The 16,045-nt window shown below is 64.0% G+C and carries 17 protein-coding genes; 10 read left to right on the top strand and 7 right to left on the bottom strand.

Going from position 1 to position 16,045, the window contains the following annotated elements:
- Positions 1-10: 10 nt before the first annotated feature.
- Both AB7008_RS41420 and AB7008_RS41415 read right to left on the bottom strand, forming a co-directional pair.
- On the bottom strand, positions 11-916 hold the full coding sequence (locus AB7008_RS41420) for a tetratricopeptide repeat protein (protein WP_441260688.1): 906 nt from the start codon (positions 914-916) through the stop codon (positions 11-13).
- 32 nt (positions 917-948) lie between these two features.
- The gene (locus AB7008_RS41415; protein WP_441260687.1) at positions 949-1,254 is read right to left on the bottom strand and encodes a hypothetical protein; all 306 of its coding nucleotides are present in this window, start codon (positions 1,252-1,254) and stop codon (positions 949-951) included.
- Between the two features lie 276 nt (positions 1,255-1,530).
- Here AB7008_RS41415 and AB7008_RS41410 point away from each other — a divergent pair, with 276 nt between their 5' ends.
- The 10 genes from AB7008_RS41410 (at position 1,531) to AB7008_RS41365 (ending at position 10,963) form a co-directional block, all read left to right on the top strand.
- On the top strand, positions 1,531-1,947 hold the full coding sequence (locus AB7008_RS41410; protein ID WP_441260686.1) for a hypothetical protein: 417 nt from the start codon (positions 1,531-1,533) through the stop codon (positions 1,945-1,947).
- 239 nt (positions 1,948-2,186) lie between these two features.
- Positions 2,187-3,362, top strand: a complete 1,176-nt coding sequence (locus tag AB7008_RS41405; protein ID WP_441260685.1) for a transglycosylase SLT domain-containing protein — start codon at positions 2,187-2,189, stop codon at positions 3,360-3,362.
- Positions 3,363-3,595: 233 nt separating this feature from the next.
- Entirely contained in the window at positions 3,596-4,762 is a 1,167-nt protein-coding gene (locus tag AB7008_RS41400; RefSeq protein WP_441260684.1) for a cytochrome P450, read from the top strand.
- Between the two features lie 547 nt (positions 4,763-5,309).
- Positions 5,310-6,260 carry a sulfonate ABC transporter substrate-binding protein gene (locus AB7008_RS41395; RefSeq protein WP_441260683.1) on the top strand — a complete coding sequence of 317 codons (951 nt, stop codon included), beginning with the start codon at positions 5,310-5,312 and terminating at the stop codon, positions 6,258-6,260.
- Between the two features lie 38 nt (positions 6,261-6,298).
- Positions 6,299-7,261 carry a sulfonate ABC transporter substrate-binding protein gene (locus AB7008_RS41390; protein ID WP_441260682.1) on the top strand — a complete coding sequence of 321 codons (963 nt, stop codon included), beginning with the start codon at positions 6,299-6,301 and terminating at the stop codon, positions 7,259-7,261.
- An 8-nt stretch (positions 7,262-7,269) separates the two neighbouring features.
- A complete protein-coding gene (gene ssuD, locus AB7008_RS41385) occupies positions 7,270-8,436 on the top strand; it encodes an FMNH2-dependent alkanesulfonate monooxygenase (RefSeq protein ID WP_028160977.1) in 1,167 nt (388 codons plus the stop codon).
- Positions 8,433-9,239 carry an aliphatic sulfonate ABC transporter permease SsuC gene (gene ssuC / locus AB7008_RS41380; protein WP_304491314.1) on the top strand — a complete coding sequence of 269 codons (807 nt, stop codon included), beginning with the start codon at positions 8,433-8,435 and terminating at the stop codon, positions 9,237-9,239. The genes ssuD and ssuC overlap by 4 nt, the downstream gene beginning before the upstream one ends.
- 20 nt (positions 9,240-9,259) lie before the next feature.
- Positions 9,260-10,096 carry an ATP-binding cassette domain-containing protein gene (locus tag AB7008_RS41375; RefSeq protein ID WP_441260681.1) on the top strand — a complete coding sequence of 279 codons (837 nt, stop codon included), beginning with the start codon at positions 9,260-9,262 and terminating at the stop codon, positions 10,094-10,096.
- A 32-nt stretch (positions 10,097-10,128) separates the two neighbouring features.
- Positions 10,129-10,710, top strand: a complete 582-nt coding sequence (locus tag AB7008_RS41370; protein ID WP_441260680.1) for a flavin reductase family protein — start codon at positions 10,129-10,131, stop codon at positions 10,708-10,710.
- A gap of 97 nt (positions 10,711-10,807) precedes the next feature.
- Positions 10,808-10,963: a hypothetical protein gene (locus tag AB7008_RS41365; RefSeq protein ID WP_028160973.1), complete on the top strand. Its 156-nt coding sequence runs from the start codon at positions 10,808-10,810 to the stop codon at positions 10,961-10,963.
- A gap of 166 nt (positions 10,964-11,129) precedes the next feature.
- Here the strand turns inward: AB7008_RS41365 and AB7008_RS41360 are convergent, their stop codons facing one another.
- The 5 genes from AB7008_RS41360 to fliG all read right to left on the bottom strand — a co-directional run bounded on the left by AB7008_RS41360 (position 11,130) and on the right by fliG (position 16,038).
- Entirely contained in the window at positions 11,130-12,278 is a 1,149-nt protein-coding gene (locus tag AB7008_RS41360) for a M20 family metallopeptidase (RefSeq protein WP_028160972.1), read from the bottom strand.
- 254 nt (positions 12,279-12,532) lie between these two features.
- Complete coding sequence (flbD, locus tag AB7008_RS41355; RefSeq protein WP_028153246.1) at positions 12,533-13,918, bottom strand: sigma-54-dependent transcriptional regulator FlbD; 1,386 nt, start codon at positions 13,916-13,918, stop codon at positions 12,533-12,535.
- 51 nt (positions 13,919-13,969) lie between these two features.
- Positions 13,970-14,320: a flagellar motor switch protein FliN gene (gene fliN, locus AB7008_RS41350; protein ID WP_028160971.1), complete on the bottom strand. Its 351-nt coding sequence runs from the start codon at positions 14,318-14,320 to the stop codon at positions 13,970-13,972.
- Between the two features lie 3 nt (positions 14,321-14,323).
- Positions 14,324-14,947, bottom strand: coding sequence for a FliH/SctL family protein (locus AB7008_RS41345; RefSeq protein WP_441260679.1), 624 nt, complete (start codon positions 14,945-14,947; stop codon positions 14,324-14,326).
- A complete protein-coding gene (gene fliG, locus AB7008_RS41340; RefSeq protein WP_014492543.1) occupies positions 14,947-16,038 on the bottom strand; it encodes a flagellar motor switch protein FliG in 1,092 nt (363 codons plus the stop codon). Before fliG ends, AB7008_RS41345 begins: the two co-directional genes overlap by 1 nt.
- Positions 16,039-16,045 lie beyond the last annotated feature (7 nt).

Raw genomic sequence — 16,045 nt, 5'->3', positions numbered from 1 at the left:
GCTATTCTATCTAACCCGACGATCGCTTCTCGATAGCCGTCGCGATACTCTCCAAGGCGGCGTTCCGGCGCTTTATCTCGACGAGTTCATTCTCGCACATCTGAACCATCGTCGGCCCAGACCACCGTCCCGGCAAATGGGCGCTCCTTCGGCAACAAAGCCAGATCACCACTGCTAAAAAGGCAGCAGCAGCGAGCCATGATAGCGCCTGCCGCCGATCGAAGTCCGCGATGGCGCCGCGGAAATCGCCCTTGGACAGGTGCGCAATGGCGCGATTGCTGTAAGCGGAATAGTCGTGAGCATATTCCGGATCGAGTGCGATCATCCGGTCGTAGTCGGCGGTGGCACGATCAAAATCGCCCTTGGCAAAATAGGCGTTGCCTCGCGCGGTGAGAGCGAAACTATTGTGCGCACCAAGCTGGATACTCTCGGTATAGTCCGCGATGGCACGGTCATTGTCGCCTTTGGCCTGATAGGCGTAGCCGCGCTCGCCGTATCCGACCCGCTTTCCATAGTTCGACAAGCCACCTTCGAACGCCTGGTTAACGTCCGCTATCGCCCGGTCGTAGTCGTGCCGTTGGTTGTAGATGTGCGACCGATTGAGCAGTGATCCGCCGGATTTCGGGTTAGCTCGGATCGCCTCGGTAAAGTCTTTCAAGGCTCGGTCGTCGAGATCGGCAAGGCTTGTCCATGACCAGGCGTAGCCGCGCGCATGATAGAGGGCGGACAGGTCTTGGTCATTGCTGTCTCCGCTTTCGATCGCGCGTGTACAGGCGGCGATGGTCGCGGCGGCGGTTTCCCTCGATCCGTTCAAACACTCCTGTCGATCGTCGGCTGCCGCCGGCCGGCTGACGGCAGCGGCCGCTGCGAATACCAAGGCCGCCAGCCAGACATGCGCGGAAATCCCGGAGCGCATCCTGTTCCCCCCGCGATGCATCAGTGTTCGAGCTAACCGGCGGACGGCTTTTCAAGAGCCGTCGCGATCCTCTCCAACAACGCATTCGTGCGTTGGGATTCGAAGACCTGCTGCTCGTAGAGATCGACCAGGCTCGTCCCGGAGGATGCGCGCCTATTCCTGCGCGAGAGCCACACCCAGATGCTCATCAGCACAATGAACGGCAACCAGGAGACAACAAGACTCACCAACCAGTACGGCAAACCGCTGCCTGACGTGAACGCAAACAAGGCGACGAAAGCTCCGACAAGAGCGATCCACACAGCAACGGGCAGAAACCAAGAGCGAAGCTTGGTCATTCCAGGCACGATAATCCCCTTGGTTGGCCTCAGGCAGAACATGCTATCATTGGTTGTTCGGCCTTTCCATGCCCTCGCCTCTGCAGCCGTCGCAACGTGGTTAGCCGTTCCTTTGCGAGATGCCTCAGCCACCATGAGAGGCTCGCCGTCATGATGAAAGTGACAGCGCCGTATAGCTCACTGCAATTGTCTGGATTTCGCTCGAAGCCGGCCCTGACTTCGCTCTGGAATGTTCGCGCGTGACCCCTTAGCAGAAATTAACGTTGTGCGACCAACATGCTCAACATGCATTCCGAATGGCATCGTCAACTGCCCTATTTGGATCATACCAATAGAGAACTTGGCTTAATGCTGAGGGGGACCAAGCCCCTCGCATATTTCATGGATATCGTTGGCCACGAGCCAGACATCTGCATTCGGTATTGGCGCATGTTCGACAGGCATGTTGCCGAAGGCCGCTTCATAAGACGCGAGTTGATCGAAGCCTGTCCTGGCGCGCCGCAGCTCGAATATCGGATGCTGTTTTACACATTGCCCGGCAGCGAGTGGCGGGTTGACGCCATGCTTGCGCTGCTAAGCGAATCCGGAGCTTGGTCCGATGATCGCGAACGGCGCTTTGGCGAGTTGCTTGGTTACGAGAGCTGGCAGATCGACTATTGGCTGATGCATGGTCGTTCGCCCGCGGATGCTTAGCCCGCCGTTGGGCCTCTCGCTCGCGCGCCTATGAGCGTCTCGGCATCTCCTCGCGGAACAGATTGTTCCGTCCAGCTCAATTGTCTGAACCTTGAAGGCATTTTCAGTCTGCTGCCCAACGTTGCCTGGACGACCTCGGTTCCCGTGACGGAACGATCGGGTTCCGAAGTTGGTCAGCATCGCTGTCCAGTGCGTCTTGGCCGCAACAGCCAGTGAGAAAATGCGGGCCGTCCAGCCTCATGCCTTCGTTGTGGCGAATCCAAAAAATAAACCGATACCGGATTGGGGCCGGGCTGAACACGAGGATCTGTGGTTGGATCAATTGGGGGGCCGCGGCCGCGCGGCTGGCGACATTGAAGATTTGGCAAGCAAGCTGTATTGCCGGCGCGCTGACAGCGACTTCGCTTGCCGCGATTGGTCAGATCGCGGTGCCGCGCCCAAGCATCGCAACGCCGAATGCAAGAGTGGCTGATGCATTCAGCGGCATCACGCTGAATGTGACGGCGGTCCTGGCAAATGCCAGCGCCGCGTTTCCGGCCCCGGCCGTCGAGACGAAATTCGATACAGGATTGTCGGCTAATGCGATCGTTGCGGCGGGATTCAGCGCCGCGGCGCCGGACTCGGTGCCGCCGTCCGATGTAACCACTTCGCAAGGGCCAATGCTGCAGGTCGCCAGCCTTGAGGCGGCGTCGCCCGAGAACTCGGCAACGCTTCAGCACGACCGTCCGCCCGTTGCTTCGCCCAATCCGGGCGAAGGCAAACCGTCGTATCTCAAATACTACGTCTACTCGGAAATTCCGCCGCCGGAGAAACCCGCGAAGATCGCCCTGTCGGCGTTGCGCAACGTTCCGCTCGGAACGCCCGTCCAGGAGATCGAACGTGCAGCCGAAGCGTTCGGTGTCGATGTCAATTTCATGAAGGCGGTCGCCAAAATCGAATCCGATTTCAATCCGAAGCAACGCACCGGCTCCTATATCGGCCTGTTCCAGCTGAGCAAGTTTGAGTTCAACAAATACGGATCGGGCGACATCCTCAATCCCCGCGACAACGCTATGGGCGCCGCCTACAAGTTTCTCAGCGAGGCTGCGCAATTCGAAATAATGACGCAGAAGAAGCCGACCTTTTCCGACCTCTACCTGATCCACCAGCAGGGCTGGGAAGGAGCCGCCCAACACATCAGTCGTCCGCAGCGGATTGCCTGGAAGTCGATGTGCGCAACCCGGGAGGGCTTGGCGAAGGGCGAGCGATGGTGCAAGCGCGCTATCTGGGGGAACACGCTGCCTGCGGTCAAACGCGAATGGAAGTCGGTCGATAGTCTCACCTCGGGTGCGTTCGTGGCGATGTGGCGGGACCGCGTTGACACGTTCTATGCCCGCTATCCTGTGCTGACTGCGGCGGCCGAACGCTTGAGATAGAACAGCTGGCGACTGCCCACACGCACACCTCCGGGTCCACATTCGTTTCGTCGAGAAGCTGTGTCGGCAATCTGGTTTCCGGCGCCGTGTAAGTTCGCGTTCCGCTTGGAGACCGGGTGGTTGTTAGGCTCCGGCGGCCGGATCGACGCCTGTCCCTACCGCTAGGGACAGACGTCTGCGCCGCGATGCTCTAGTCTGGCCTCAACGAGACGAGAATCCCGGGAGAGGCCGCCTTGAGCACCGCGCCGCGCATCGACATCGACCCTGCCTCGTTCTGGGCCGATCCCTATCCGATGCTCGCAAAAATGCGCAAGGAAGCGCCGATCGCCTTCGTGCCGCAGCTCGGCTCGACGCTGCTTGCGAGCCGCGACGACATCTCGATCTCCGAGAAGCAGATCGACGTATTCTCCTCGCACCAGCCGGCCGGCCTAATGAACCGGCTGATGGGCCACAACATGATGCGCAAGGACGGCGAGGCGCATCAGGTCGAGCGGCGCGCGATGTTTCCGACGGTGTCGCCGAGGACGGTGAAGGCGCATTGGACCGCGCTGTTCCAGGCACATGCCGACCGCATCATCGGCGCAATCGAGCCGGGGCGGATCGATTTCATGCGCGACTTCGCGCTGCCGTTTTCCGGCGAATGCCTGAAGTCGATCACCGGCCTCACCAACATCGGCTTCCAGGACATGGACGCGTGGTCGCAAGGCATGATCGAGGGCATCGCGAACTATGGCGGCGATCCCGCGGTCGAGGCGCGCTGTCATGCGGCGACGTCGGGCATTGATGCTGCGATCGACGACATCCTGCCGGTGATGCGCAAGCATCCCGATCAAAGTATCCTCGGCGTACTCCTCGCTGCGGGCATGCCGATGGAGAGCGTGCGCGCAAATGTAAAACTCGCGATCTCAGGCGGCCAGAACGAGCCGCGCAAGGCGATCGCCGGCACGGTGTGGGCGTTGCTCTCCCATCCCGAGCAACTCGATCTCGTGCGCAAGGGCGAGGTGACCTGGCTCGAGGCATTCGAGGAATACGCCCGCTGGATTTCGCCGATCGGCATGTCGCCGCGGCGCATCGCAAAGCCGTGGAGCATCCGCGACGTCTCTTTCGAGCTGGATGAGCGCGTGTTCCTGATGTTCGGCTCCGCCAATCGCGACGAGAGGCATTTTGAGCGCGCCGACCAGTTCGACGTGCGGCGCGACACCTCCAAGAGCGTCGCCTTCGGCGCCGGCCCGCATTTCTGCGCCGGCGCCTGGGCCTCGCGCGCCATGATTGCCGACGTCGCGCTGCCGACGGTGTTCGCCCGTGCCAAACAGCTCGAGATCGCCGATGACGAGCCGGTGCGGATCAGCGGCTGGGCGTTCCGCGGGCTGCAGAATTTGCCAGTGAGGTGGGTGCATTAGCTCGAAAGGCATCTGCGCTTCGCACGGGATCAAGGCACGCGCTTGCCACAGTTGCGGTGTCATCGCCCGGCTTGAGCGGGCGATCCAGTACTCCGAGACAATTATGGTTGAATCGATAAGCCGCGGCGTACTGGATTCCCCGCCTTCGCGGGGCATGACAGCAGAGGTGGTGGAAGGAGCTCCGCGCCTCAGCAACCCCAGTCCGCCATGATGCCATCTTGCCCCTGTTTTGCCCGACGAGTCAATCTCATTTCGGAAAATGCGTAGGTCATTGTTTTCGCACGGCCCGGCTACTGTGCATGGGGTTGTTTTCGACATTTCATGTTCTGGCGCTGTGAGCGTCGGCTGGAGTCCCGCGGCTCTCACATTCGCGTGCGGAAAAAATCCCTCTGCATTCGCTCCGCGGTTTGAAAGATTAATCATGCGCTCCGCTACGCGCGCAGTGCTGGCATCGCTATTTTCCTGGGCGTCTCGACACCTCCGCTGACCCGCACCATCATTCCTGCAACGCAAGGGAATGACGGCCGCAGGCGGCCGGGAGTGTGGAATGCAGCGTCGTGATTTTCTCAAGCTCTCCGTTGGAACTGCGGCCGCTGCTGCATTTTCGTCCCGCGCGAACGCGCAGGGCGCGGTGAAGGAAATTCGTATCGGCTACCAGAAGACGGGCGTGCTGGTTATCACGCGCCAGCAGGCTTCCTTGGAAAAGCATTTCAATCCGCAAGGCATCGACGTGAAATGGGTCGAGTTCTCCTCGGGCCCGCCGATGATGGAGGCGATGAACGTCGGCAGCGTCGACTTCGGTTCGGTCGGCGATTCCCCGCCGGTGTTCGCCCAGGCGGCCGGAGCGGCAATCGTCTATGCCGCCGGCCAGCCCATCACCAACGGCCAGGGCATCCTAGTGCCGAAGGACTCACCGATCCGATCGATCGCAGATCTGAAGGGCAAGCGTATCGGTTTCACCAAGGGGTCCAGTGCCCACAATGTCGTGGTGCAGACGCTGGAGAAGGCCGGGCTCACCTATGCCGACATCACCCCGGTCTATCTGACGCCGCCCGATGCCGGTCCCGCCTTCGCCAATGGCAGCATCGAGGCCTGGGCGATCTGGGATCCCTATTTCGCGATCGGCGAGACCAAGCAGGGCGGCCGCGTCCTGATCAATGCGCGCGAAGTCACCAAGACCAACTCCTTCTACATCGCCAACCGTGAGTTCGCGAAGACCCACGGCGCCATCCTGCAGCAGATCGTCGACGTGACGACCGCAACCGGCAAATGGGCCGAACAGCACCGCGGTGAGGTTGCCAAATGGCTCGCCGCCGTCACCGGCGTCCCTTTGGACATCCAGACGGTTGCGGCCGATCGCGCGAACTTCGTGGTCGGCCCCGTCACCGACGACATCGTCGTGACCCAGCAGGGCGTCGCCGACCGCTTCCACAAGCTCGGCCTGATCCGGAAGCCGATCGTCGTTCGCGACATCGTCTGGCGCAACCCGGCAGCCTGATCGTGCCGACCACTCTTCCCACGCACAGGGGTTTGAACATGAGGCGTATCCTTCAGCGTCTGATCGCGGCCATCGTGCTGTCGATCGGCATCGTTGCCGCCGCGGTCGGCACGTCCTACGGCCAGGACAAGCAAGACAAGGTGGTCCGCATCGGCTACCAGAAATACGGCAAGCTGGTGCTGCTCAAGAGCAAGGGCACGCTGGAGCCGAAGCTCGCCGCCAACGGCTACAAGGTGGTGTGGACCGAATTCCCGTCCGGCCCGCCGCTGCTCGAAGCGCTCAATGTCGGCGCGATCGATTTCGGCAACACCGGTGAAGCCCCGCCGATCTTCGCGCAGGCCGCCGGCGCGCCGATCCAGTATGTCGCCTACGAGCCGCCGGCGCCGAAGGGCGAGGCGATCCTGGTGCCGAAGGACAGCCCGCTGAAATCGGTCGCCGACCTCAAGGGCAAGAAGGTCGCGCTCAACAAGGGCTCCAACGTCCACTACCTCCTGCTCAAGGCGCTGGAGAAGGCGGGTGTCAAATATTCGGAGATCGAGCCGGTGTTCCTGGCCCCGGCCGACGCGCGCGCCGCCTTCGAGCGCGGCGCGGTCGATGCCTGGGTGATCTGGGATCCGTTCCAGGCCGCCGCGGAAGCCGCCACCGGCGCGCGCACGCTCGCCGACGGCGCCGGCATCGTCGCCAACTACCAGTTCTATTTCGCCTCGAAGAAATTCCTCGAAGCCAACCCTGAGATCGTCGACGCCGTGCTGGCTGAGCTTAGCTCGGTCGATGATTGGGCCAAGGGCGACATCCATGCGGTTGCCGAGCAGCTCGCGCCGGCGATCGGCCTGTCTGTCCCCGTGGTCGAGGTGGCGCTGAAGCGGCAGGCCTACGGCATCAGGCCGATCACCGATGCCGTCATCGCCGACCAGCAGCAGGTTGCGGATGCGTTCTTCGCGCTCAACCTGATCCCCAAATCCATCAAGATTTCCGACGTCGCCCGGAAACCCGGATCGTGAGCAAGCACATGAGTAAGCAGTCCAACGCCAACATCCTCTGGTTCCTGCCGACCCACGGCGACGGCCGTTATCTCGGCACCGGCATCGGCGGGCGTGAGGTCAACTTCAACTATCTCCGCCAGATCGCGCAGGCTGCCGACCAGCTCGGTTATTACGGCGTGCTGTTGCCGACCGGACGATCTTGCGAGGATTCCTGGATCGTGGCCTCCTCGGTTGCGCCGTTCACCGAGCGGCTGCGCTACCTCGTGGCTGTCAGGCCCGGCCTGCAATCGCCGAGCGTGGCGGCGCGGATGACCGCGACGCTCGACCGCGTCACCAACGGCCGGCTTCTCGTCAATGTCGTCACCGGCGGCGATCCCGTCGAGAACAAGGGCGACGGCATCTTCCTCGGCCATGACGAGCGCTACGAGGTCACCCGCGAGTTCCTCAGCGTCTATAGCGACCTGCTCGCTGGCAGGACCGTCAATGTCGAGGGCAAGCACATCCATGTCGAGGGTGGCAAGCTGCTGTTTCCGCCGGTGCAGTCGCCACGGCCGCCGCTCTATTTCGGCGGTTCGTCCGATGCCGGCATCGACGTCGCCGTCGACGCCGTCGACAAATATCTCACCTGGGGCGAGCCGCCGGCTCTGGTTGCCGAGAAGATCGCGAAGGTGAGGGAGGTCGCAGCTGCGCGCGGCCGCAAGCTCTCCTTCGGCATTCGTCTTCACGTAATCGTCCGCGAGACCAATGAAGAGGCTTGGCGTGCCGCAAACGAGCTGATCAGGCATGTCAGCGACGACACCATCGCGCTGGCGCAGAAGAACTTTGCCCGCATGGACTCCGTCGGCCAGCAGCGCATGGCGCAGCTCCACGGCGGCAAGCGTGACAAGCTCGAGATCGCCCCGAACCTGTGGGCCGGTGTCGGTCTCGTGCGCGGTGGCGCCGGCACGGCGCTGGTCGGCGACGCCCAGACGGTGGCGGCCCGCATCAGGGAGTATCAGGACATCGGCATCGATACCTTCATCATGTCGGGCTACCCGCATCTGGAGGAAGCCTATCGCTTCGCCGAGCTGGTCTTCCCGCTACTCTCGCTGGAGCAGCCGAGCAACGTGACCAAGCTGCACTTCAACGGCGGTCCCTTTGGCGAGACCGTCGGCAGCGATTACCGTCCGCAGCAGCGAGTGTCCGAGTCATGAGCCTGATCGACAGCGTTTCACTTCCGCGCAGCTTCCGCCTGCCGCGGCTTGACGGCCTGATCCAGTGGATCGTGCCGATCGCCATCATCGCGATCTGGCAGGTCGCGAGCGTCACCGGCTTCGTGCCGGTTCGCGTGCTGCCGGCGCCGAGCGATGTCGTGCTCGCCGGCTGGAAGCTGCTGCTCTCCGGCGAGCTCGTCCGCAACATCTGGGTGTCGTTCTGGCGCGCCTCGATCGGCTTCCTGATCGGCGGCGGCATCGGCTTCGCCTTCGGTCTCGCCAACGGCCTGTCGCAGCTCTCGGCCAAGCTCACCGACACCACGTTGCAGATGGTACGCAACGTGCCGCATCTGGCGCTGATCCCGCTGGTGATTCTGTGGTTCGGCATCGACGAGAGCGCAAAGCTGTTCCTGGTAGCGCTGGGCGTGTTCTTTCCGATCTACCTCAACACGCTGCACGGCATTCGTACCGTCGATCCGCAGCTGATCGAGATGGGCCGCATCTACGGCATGACCGACAGCGAGCTGTTCCGCCGGGTGATCTTCCCTGGCGCGTTGCCCTCGATCTTCGTCGGCATCCGTTTTGCGCTCGGCATCATGTGGCTTACCCTGATCGTCGCCGAGACCATCGCGGCCTCCTCGGGCCTCGGTTACATGGCGATGCAGGCGCGCGAGTTCATGCTGATCGACGTCGTCGTGCTCTCGATCCTGATCTACGCCCTGCTCGGTAAGCTCGCCGACAGCGCCTCCCGTGTGCTGGAGCGCCTGACGCTCTCCTGGCACCCCGCCTTCCAGAAACGCTGAGCAGAAATACTGGGAATCACATGCAGACAGCTCTTCGTACGGCCCTTCCTGAAACCGAGCTCGCCAGCCGCGCCAATTTCGTACCGCAGGCACGCGTCGTGCGCGAGGAGCGCCCGGCGCAGACCACGGGCCTGCCGCTCAACATTCGCGGCTTGCGCAAGTCCTTCGGCGACAACGAGGTGCTGCGCGGCATCGACCTGCACATCCCCGCCGGCCAGTTCGTGGCGATCGTCGGCAAGAGCGGTTGCGGCAAGAGCACGCTCTTGCGTCTCATCGCCGGCCTGGAAAAGTTCGAGGCCGGCAGCATCAGCTTCGGCCAGGATGTCCAGCCTGAGGACATCCGCGTGATGTTCCAGGAGCCGCGCCTGCTGCCCTGGGCGCGCGTGCTCGCCAATGTCGAGGTCGGGCTCGGCCGCGATCGTGCCTCCGGTGATGCGCATGCGCGCGCCGAGAAGGCGCTGACCGAGGTCGGGCTCGCCGACAAACGCGATCAGTGGCCCTCGGTGCTGTCGGGCGGCCAGAAGCAGCGCGTCGCGCTCGGCCGCGCGCTGGTCTCCCGTCCCCGCGTGCTCGCCTTCGACGAGCCGCTCGGCGCGCTGGACGCGCTGACCCGCATCTCGATGCAGCGGTTGCTGGAACGGGTCTGGCGCGACCAGGGCTTTACTGCGATCCTGGTGACCCACGACGTCGCCGAGGCGGTCGCGCTGGCCGACCGGGTGTTGGTGATCGACGAGGGCCGGATTGCCCACGATGTTACGGTTAACGCCGCCCGGCCGCGCGAACGCGGCTCCGCCGAGCTCGCAAGCCTCGAAGGCTCGATCCTGAGCCACCTTTTGTCGGCGGACGATCGTACCTAAATACAGGGGAACCCCGCTTCGGGGACCATGCCATGAATGTAGTGCCCCGCGATCTCATGATTGAAACTGCCGTCTCGTCCGCCGATTTCCGCGGCGCCATGCGCCACCTCACGGGCGGTGTCAGTGTCATCACCGCCGGGCGAGGCAAGGACATCACCGGCATGACGGTCACCTCGGTGACCTCGCTGTCGGTCGATCCGCCGACGCTGCTGGTCAGCATCAACCGCGATGCCTCGTCCTTCCCGCTGATCAAGCGTTACGGTGCCTTCGGGGTGAATATGCTCGCGGCCGATCAGCTGGACGTCGCCGAGCGTTTTGCCGGCAAGGGTGGGCTGAAGGGCGCCGATCGCTTTGCAGGCAGCCAGTGGGTGACGGCGGTCTCGGGCGTTCCGCTGCTGGTCGGTGCATTGTCCGCGGTCGATTGCGAGGTCGAGGAGATCGTCGAGCGGCACTCGCACGGCATCGTCATCGGCCGCGTCAGCAGCGTCAGGAATTCGACCCGCAATGCTGCATTGGCCTATTGGCACGGCCAGTACGTGGCGGTCGACCAGGACGAAGACGCGGCGAGGCTCGCCGAGGTCAGCGTTCCCTCCCGCGGCCTGCGCGGCGTTTGATCGCTACGCTAGGGCGGCCCGCAGGCTGGCATTTTCCTCGTCATCGCTCTAGAAGCGCCTTGAGCCGTCCCGTCCGGGACGGCAATGGAGCGGAACGATGAAGCGCGTCGCCACCTGGGCCTTCTACGCCATCGGCGCGCTCGCGATCGGCTACCTCGCGCTCTACGCCTATGCGATGTTCAGCGGCCAGCCGATCGTGCCGGGCGACCCCATCCACATCTTCCGCAAGCCGGACGCGCCGAGTTATTCGTGACGGTCCTCTCAACGCGTCATGGCCGGGCTTGACCCGGCCATCCACGTACAACCACGAATGACGAGTCTCGTAGGGTGGGCAAAGGTGCTCTTGCGCCGTACTCACCATATCCGCGACGACCGAATTGGTGGGCACGCTTCGCTTTGCCACCCTACGGCACCTTCGTTCATCCCTTCAAAATCGCCAGCGCCAGCGCCTGGGCGCGCGGCACGATGCTGTCGAGCTCGAGATATTCCTCCGGCGTGTGCGCGAGCCCGCCAACCGGCCCGAGGCCGCAGATCGTCGGCGTGCCGACCGCAGCGGTGAAGCCAGAATCGGCGCAGCCGCCGGAAAACTCGCCCTGGAGCGTGGTGAGGCCGACCCGCTTTGCGGCGGCTTGATAGCCTTCGAACAGCGCCTTCGACTCCGCGCTCTGCACCACCGGCACGAACTCGCCCTTCACCGTGAGCGTCGCGCTGGTACCCGGAACGTAGGACGTCGCGATGATGGTCTCGATCGCCGCCATGATCCTCGCACGATCCGCCGGATCGACATAGCGCAGGTCGATCTGGCCCTCGGCTGAGGGCGCCGTGGTGTTCACGGACTGCCCGCCCGAGACGAGACCGACATTCAGCGTGATGCCCTTGTCGAGATCGGTCAGCGCGTGGATATGGACGATCTTGTGCGCGAGCTCGCCGATCGCACTGATGCCCGCGGCGAAATTGGCACCGGAATGCGCGGCTTTGCCGGTGATGGCAAAGTGCATGAAGATGCCGCCCTTGCGGCCGGTGACGATGTTGCCGGTCGGCCGTCCCGGCTCGGAATTGAACACGGCGCGTGCGGCGCGTCCCTCGCGCTCGATCACCGGCCGCGAGGAGGGCGAGCCGATCTCCTCGTCCGAGGTGATCAGCAGCTTGATCGGATGCGGGCTGCCGCCGAACTTGTGGAAGGCGGTCGCCACGAAGATGTTCATCACGACGCCGGACTTCATGTCGGCAACGCCGGGTCCATAGGCGCGCTTGCCCTCGATCGTGAACGGACGCCGTCCGGCCTCGCCCTTGCCGAACACGGTGTCGCGATGGCCCATCAACAGCACCGGCTTCTCGTTGCTGCCGGGTTTGGCGACATCGGCATGGATCGCATCGCCGAAGGTGGCGTTGCTCTCGCGCCGGAACGGAATGCCGTGCTCGGCAAAATGCCGCTCGAACCGCGCACCGACCGCATCGACGCCCTCCTTGTCGTAGGATCCGGAATCGATGTTCACGACATCGCGCAGCAGATCGATCATCGCCTGCCGCTGCGACGCCAGCCAGTCCGTGATTTGAGCTTCCGACATGTTTATCCTCGCGTGGTTCTAGGGCTGTGCTTATAGGGCCTCGCGTAGGCGCGACCTAGTCGCCGGATGCGGTGCGGCCATGTGATAGGTCCCGTAGCCCGGATGGAGCGAAGCGAAATCCGGGAATCCCGATCGCGGAGCTAACCCCGGATTTCGCTTCGCTCCATCCGGGCTACGGGACCCTCCCGGTGGACGCACAAAACAAAATGCCCGGGATCAGCCCGGGCATTTGCATTCTCAACCAGCGTGGAGACCTACGCCCCCACCATCGGCATGCGCGGATATTCGCCCGGCGTACCCGCCGGTGTGATCGGAATTCCGCCGTCGGAATATTCGTTGAGCTTGTTGCGCAGCGTGCGGATCGAGATGCCCAGGATATTCGCGGCATGGGTCCGGTTGCCGAGGCAGTGCTTCAGCGTCTCCAGGATCAGGTCGCGTTCGACGTCGGCGACGGTGCGCCCCACCAGTGCTCGCGTCACCTGCTCGGCAGCCATGGTCGCATGCGCCACGGCCGGGGCGGTCTTGGCGAGGTCGAGGCGGTCGCCGTCGGGTGTGAGGATCGCGTCGGGGCCGATCTCGTCGCCCTGCGCCATCAGCACCGAGCGGTGCATGGTGTTCTCGAGCTCGCGGACGTTGCCCTGCCAGCGGTTGGTGGAGAGCACGCGGCGCGCGTCCGCCGAGATCGGGCGCACCGGTACGCCGTTGGCTTCTGCATATTTCTTCACGAAATGCTGGGCGAGCTCGAGGATGTCGAGGGGACGCTCGCGCAGCGGCGGGATCTTCAGATTGACGACGTTGAGGCGGAACAGCAGATCCTCGCGGAACGTGCCTTCGCGCACAGCTTCCGCCAGGTTGCGGTTCGAGGTCGCGATGATGCGGATGTCCACCGGCACCGGCTTGGTGCCGCCGACGCGGTCGATCACGCGCTCCTGGATGGCGCGCAGCAGCTTCGATTGCAGGCGGACGTCCATCTCCGAGATTTCGTCGAGCAGCAGCGTACCGCCGGTCGCTTCCTCGAACTTGCCGATGCGGCGCGCGATCGCGCCGGTGAAGGCGCCCTTCTCGTGGCCGAACAGTTCGGATTCCAGCAGGTGCTCGGGGATCGCGGCGCAGTTGATCGAGATGAACGGCCGCTTGGCGCGGGCCGAGCGGGTGTGGACGTAGCGGGCAAGCACTTCCTTGCCGGTGCCGGATTCGCCGGTGACCATCACCGAGGCGTCGGAGCCCGCGATCTGCTGGGCGAGCTTGATCACCTTGGCCATCGCTTCGTCGCGATAGACCAGCTCACGGGAATCGTTGGCGACGGCGGCCAGCACCGCGGCGATCAGCTCCGGATCCGGCGGCAGCGGGATGTATTCCTTGGCGCCGGCGTGGATCGCGGCGACCGCGGCGCGGGCGTCGTTGGTGATGCCGCAGGCGACGATCGGGGCATGGATGTGCTCGGCCTCGAGTCGCATCACGAGGTCGCGGATGTCGAGGGCGACGTCGACCAGCAGGAGGTCGGCGCCCTTGCCGCCGCGCAGCACGCGCATCGCCTGCTCGTGATCCTCGGCATGGGTCACGGTGGCGCCGTTCTCCATCGCGATCTTGGTGGCGGTGGTGAGCTGGCCCTTCAATGTGCCAACGATGAGAAGCCGCATGTCAGTCTCCTGTCCGTCTGGTCGCGCTGCCGCGCGTCATTCCTTGCGCTACTAGCTGCGTTCGGTCTTGATGATTTCGGTCATGGTCACGCCGAGCTTGTCCTCGACCAGGACGACTTCGCCGCGGGCGACCAGCTTGTTGTTGACGTAGATGTCGATGGCCTCGCCGACGCGGCGGTCGAGCTCGAGCACGGTGCCGGGCCCGAGCTTCAACAGCTCGCTGACGTCCATCTTGGAGCGGCCGAGCACGGCCGAGACCTGCACCGGCACGTCGAACACGGCCTCGAGGTCGGCGGCGGCGCGCGCCGCATATTCGTCCTCGTTGTAGCCGATGTCGGTGCCGGCAGGCGGCATCGGGCCGTTGAGATCGGGCAGCGGGACCTGTCCGTCGGTGTCGCTCATGGCTTAGCTCCCCCTGCGGGACGCGATATAGCGCCCGACCATTTCGTCGATCTTGGCCGCGATGGCGCCGCGTTCCAGCACGACGCCGCCGTCGGCCCATTCGATCCGGCAGTCACCGGTGGCGATATCGGGCTCGGCCAGGATCACCAGCCGGCCCTCGAAACCGCTCTGCTTGGCGAGCCGCTCGATCTTCTCGCGCGCGCTGTCGTAGAGCGCGTCGTTGATGCGCACGACGAGATGCGGCGTCGCGACCAGGTGCGAGAAGCAGTCCTTGACCAGCGCCATGATCTCGCCGAGCGGTTCGGCAGCGACCAGATCGGCGCACAGCTTGCGCGCCACCGCCACCGCCACGTCGACCGCCTCGGTCTCCATCTTGGTCTCGATGTTGCCGATGCCGGCGGCGACGCCGCGGATACCGATGTTGATCTCTTCCACGGCGAGCGCGACGCGGCGGTCGCTCTCCGCCTTGGCTTCGCGCTGGCCGGCGGCAAAGCCGTCCTGATAGGCGCGCGCCTCGGCTTCCGCGATCTTCTGGGCGATCTCGGCGGCGGTCGCAGCCTTCTCGCGCGGCGACCGCTCCGGCGCTGCGAAGTCGGTGTCGAACAGGAATTTTGCCGGGGCGCCCATCAGTACACCAGCTCGTCGTCGGCGCGGTTCTTGGTCAGCATGATCTCACCCTTGGCGGCGAGGTCTTTCGCGAGGTTGACCAGCAGCGCCTGGGCCTCGTCGACGTCGCGCAGGCGGACCGGGCCCATCGCCGCCATGTCGTCCTGGAGCATCTTGGCCGCGCGCGAGGACATGTTGCCGAAGAAGAAGTTGCGGACGTCCTCGTTGGCGCTCTTGAGCGCGACGCCGAGCTTGTCCTTGTCGACATTGCGCATCAGGGTCTGGGCCGAGCCGGAATCCAGCTTCACGAGGTCGTCGAAGGTGAACATCAGCGCCTTGATGCGCTCAGCAGATTCTCGGTTGTCCTCTTCCAGCGAGGTGATGAAGCGGGTTTCGGTCTGGCGGTCGAAATTGTTGAAGATTTCCGCCATCACCTCGTGGGCGTCGCGGCGGCGGGTCTGTGACAGGTTGGACATGAATTCGGTGCGCAGCGTCTTTTCCACGCTCTCGATCACCTCCTTCTGCACCGCTTCCATCTTCAGCATGCGGTTGACGACGTCGAGCGCGAGCTCCTCGGGGAAGATGCCCAGCACGCGCGCGGCGTGTTCCGGCTTCAGCTTCGACAGCACGACCGCGATGGTCTGCGGATATTCGTTCTTGAGGTAGTTGGCGAGGACCTCTTCCTGCACGTTGGAGAGCTTTTCCCACATGTTGCGGCCGGCGGGGCCGCGGATCTCGTCCATGATGCCGTTGACGCGCTCCGGCGGCAGGTACTGCTGCAGCAACCGCTCGGTGGCGTCGAAATTGCCCATCAGCGCGCCGGAAGCCGACATGCGCGAGACGAACTCGAGCAGCATGTCCTCGACCGTGTCGACCTCGACGGTGCCGAGCGTCGACATTTCCAGCGAGAGCTGGCGCACCTCGTCGTCGTCGAGCATCGACCAGATCTTGCCGCCATATTGCTCGCCCAAGGCCAGCATCAGGATCGCGGCGCGCTTGGGTCCCGTCACCGCTTCGGTCTTGCTGCCCGCGCGGCTGCCCTGGCGGGCACCGAGCGTCGAGATCACGCTGGTGATGTCGTTGGAGTTGGCGTTTTGCAGATTGCCGGCCATGTCAGTT

This window comes from Bradyrhizobium sp. 521_C7_N1_3, from assembly GCF_052075975.1.
GTDB classification, from domain to species: domain Bacteria; phylum Pseudomonadota; class Alphaproteobacteria; order Rhizobiales; family Xanthobacteraceae; genus Bradyrhizobium; species Bradyrhizobium japonicum.
Note: the sequence above shows the minus strand (reverse complement) of the source record. Positions and strands in the feature narration are given on the sequence as shown.

What these genes read in the sequence shown, in the direction of transcription:
- AB7008_RS41415 (WP_441260687.1), bottom strand. Translation starts at nt 1,254, where the DNA reads ATGACCAAGCTTCGCTCTTGGTTTCTGCCCGTTGCTGTGTGGATCGCT.
- AB7008_RS41405 (WP_441260685.1), top strand. Translation starts at nt 2,187, where the DNA reads ATGCCTTCGTTGTGGCGAATCCAAAAAATAAACCGATACCGGATTGGG.
- AB7008_RS41395 (WP_441260683.1), top strand. Translation starts at nt 5,310, where the DNA reads ATGCAGCGTCGTGATTTTCTCAAGCTCTCCGTTGGAACTGCGGCCGCT.
- ssuD (WP_028160977.1), top strand. Translation starts at nt 7,270, where the DNA reads ATGAGTAAGCAGTCCAACGCCAACATCCTCTGGTTCCTGCCGACCCAC.
- AB7008_RS41365 (WP_028160973.1), top strand. Translation starts at nt 10,808, where the DNA reads ATGAAGCGCGTCGCCACCTGGGCCTTCTACGCCATCGGCGCGCTCGCG.
- fliN (WP_028160971.1), bottom strand. Translation starts at nt 14,320, where the DNA reads ATGAGCGACACCGACGGACAGGTCCCGCTGCCCGATCTCAACGGCCCG.
- AB7008_RS41390 (WP_441260682.1), top strand. Translation starts at nt 6,299, where the DNA reads ATGAGGCGTATCCTTCAGCGTCTGATCGCGGCCATCGTGCTGTCGATC.
- flbD (WP_028153246.1), bottom strand. Translation starts at nt 13,918, where the DNA reads ATGCGGCTTCTCATCGTTGGCACATTGAAGGGCCAGCTCACCACCGCC.
- AB7008_RS41410 (WP_441260686.1), top strand. Translation starts at nt 1,531, where the DNA reads ATGCTCAACATGCATTCCGAATGGCATCGTCAACTGCCCTATTTGGAT.
- AB7008_RS41370 (WP_441260680.1), top strand. Translation starts at nt 10,129, where the DNA reads ATGAATGTAGTGCCCCGCGATCTCATGATTGAAACTGCCGTCTCGTCC.
- AB7008_RS41360 (WP_028160972.1), bottom strand. Translation starts at nt 12,278, where the DNA reads ATGTCGGAAGCTCAAATCACGGACTGGCTGGCGTCGCAGCGGCAGGCG.
- ssuC (WP_304491314.1), top strand. Translation starts at nt 8,433, where the DNA reads ATGAGCCTGATCGACAGCGTTTCACTTCCGCGCAGCTTCCGCCTGCCG.
- AB7008_RS41375 (WP_441260681.1), top strand. Translation starts at nt 9,260, where the DNA reads ATGCAGACAGCTCTTCGTACGGCCCTTCCTGAAACCGAGCTCGCCAGC.
- AB7008_RS41420 (WP_441260688.1), bottom strand. Translation starts at nt 916, where the DNA reads ATGCGCTCCGGGATTTCCGCGCATGTCTGGCTGGCGGCCTTGGTATTC.
- fliG (WP_014492543.1), bottom strand. Translation starts at nt 16,038, where the DNA reads ATGGCCGGCAATCTGCAAAACGCCAACTCCAACGACATCACCAGCGTG.
- AB7008_RS41345 (WP_441260679.1), bottom strand. Translation starts at nt 14,947, where the DNA reads ATGGGCGCCCCGGCAAAATTCCTGTTCGACACCGACTTCGCAGCGCCG.